Origin of the sequence: Pseudomonas sp. NPDC087614 (assembly GCF_044743485.1) — a bacterium.
Lineage (GTDB): Bacteria > Pseudomonadota > Gammaproteobacteria > Pseudomonadales > Pseudomonadaceae > Aquipseudomonas > Aquipseudomonas baetica_A.
In genome coordinates this window covers 1-1,712 of the sequence record NZ_JBIUWN010000183.1, presented here as the reverse complement: position 1 = coordinate 1,712, position 1,712 = coordinate 1, and the positions used below count along the sequence as shown (strand labels likewise).

Sequence of the window (1,712 nt, the reverse complement as noted above, 5' to 3'; positions counted from 1 at the left end):
AACAAGCGTGTTCAGCCTTTTCGTGCGCCAGCGCGTAACGCACCGGCACCACAAACAGTTCGGGCTGACTGGCGGGACACGGATGCACCGTGCAACTGATATCAGCGTGTGGCTGGGCTTTGGCCTCGCGTTCGGCCTGAGCGGCCTCGTCGACCATGGCCAGTTTTTCGGCGCTCATCGGGCGAAATCCTTGTCGGTCAGCAATTGGTGCGTCAATGCGCTGTTGAGGTTGTCCAGACGCTGGTGCGGCAACACTCGGGGTTCGTCCAGCAAACGCCGGTAGGCGCCGTGCTCGGCACCATCGGGAAAGTCAGTGCCCAGCACTGTGAAGAAACGCGCCCAGCGCAGGACTTCATCGACGGCACTGAAGCCCCGCCGTGCAGCACTGGCCTGACACTCCATGGCCCATTGCTGCAAAGCTGTCGAATCCATTGTGTTGAGGTATTGGGGGAAATAGCGTTGACCGTGCTCGATCAACTGCCGGGCGAAAGACTGGCGCTTGGCCGCGTTCAGGTGATCGAGTTGTTCCGCCGTCAGCACCAGCCAGGGCTTGTGCGCATACGGGATCGCGGGGTGCTCGGTTTGCTGATTGATCTGTGAATCCGGCAGACGAATCAGCCGTACTGGCCCCATCAGTCGATCACGCTCAGGCGAGGGCAAATCCTTCAGCCACAACGCGGTAATACGCGGGTCGTAGAAACGAAAGAAAACCGTCGCACCCCCGTCAACCCGCGCGTGGATCAGGCCGCGCAAATGCGCCAGCGCTTGATCTTCGACGGCCTCAGACTCCAGCCAGATGCCCGCCGTTGCGCTCCACTCCTGCCAAAAAACCGTTGCCAACGGGCTATCGGGGGTCACACCGATCAGCACGGGGCCGGCCTTTTCCAAAGCGCTGTAGGCGGTACGCTGATAAAGCGAGTGAACAGGCGCGCCGCCCGTCAGCTCGAACAGGCGATCCGAAAGTTTGTCGATCTGGATTCGATCCAGCAACAGATAAGCCCGGCTCATGCGTTCACCTGCGCCAGTTTTTCGCACGCGGCGCAGACTGAAGCGGCTTGCTCTGCGGCCTGAGCCAGCGCGGCTATTTGCGTGGTGATGGACAGCGCGATCAGCGCCTGTGGATCTTCGGGCGCTGCCGCCAACGCTGTCTGCGCCGTGACACCCACCACTGGCGCGCCGCCCTCGACGATAGCGACGCTGCTGAAGATCCCACCCGAATTGATCACGATGTGATGACCGCCGGCACTCAGCGTCAGGCTTGTCCCGGCATCAATCACCACTTGGCTCGCGGTAACCCGCGCATGCGGCCCGGCCTGAATCACCAGCGCTCCATCCGCCGTGGTGCTGCTGTTGCCGCTGATGCTGAGCAGGTCGTCGCTGCCGATCACGGTGTTGCGCGTCCCGCCGGTGGTGTGCCGCTCGTCGGCCTTGATCAGGCTGGTGCTGTGGTGGTCGACCTGTTCGAAGCGGTCGCGGCGGATCAGGCTGTGGCTGTCGTTGAGGATCAGTTGTTCAAAGTCACGCTCGGCGCGCAGATAGATTTTTTCCTGGCCAGCGCGGTCTTCGATCTTCAGTTCGTTGTAACCGCCGGTGTGCGGTGAACTGTGGCTGCGCAGCACGGTTCGGGTTTTGTGCTCGGGCAAGGCGTAGGGTGGCGACGTAACCTTGTTGGGCACACAGCCGGTGATCAGCGGTTTGTCCGGGTCGCCTTC

Annotated in this window: 2 protein-coding genes; both read right to left on the bottom strand. The window is 62.0% G+C overall.

Annotation, left to right across the window (positions count from 1 at the left end):
* Window positions 1-174: 174 nt before the first annotated feature.
* Entirely contained in the window at window positions 175-1,008 is an 834-nt protein-coding gene (locus tag ACIOWA_RS27945; RefSeq protein WP_401162928.1) for a DUF4123 domain-containing protein, read from the bottom strand.
* Window positions 1,005-1,712, bottom strand: a 708-nt coding sequence (locus ACIOWA_RS27940; RefSeq protein ID WP_401162927.1) for a bacteriophage T4 gp5 trimerisation domain-containing protein, incomplete at its 5' end; no start/stop codon positions are given. The genes ACIOWA_RS27945 and ACIOWA_RS27940, both read right to left, overlap by 4 nt.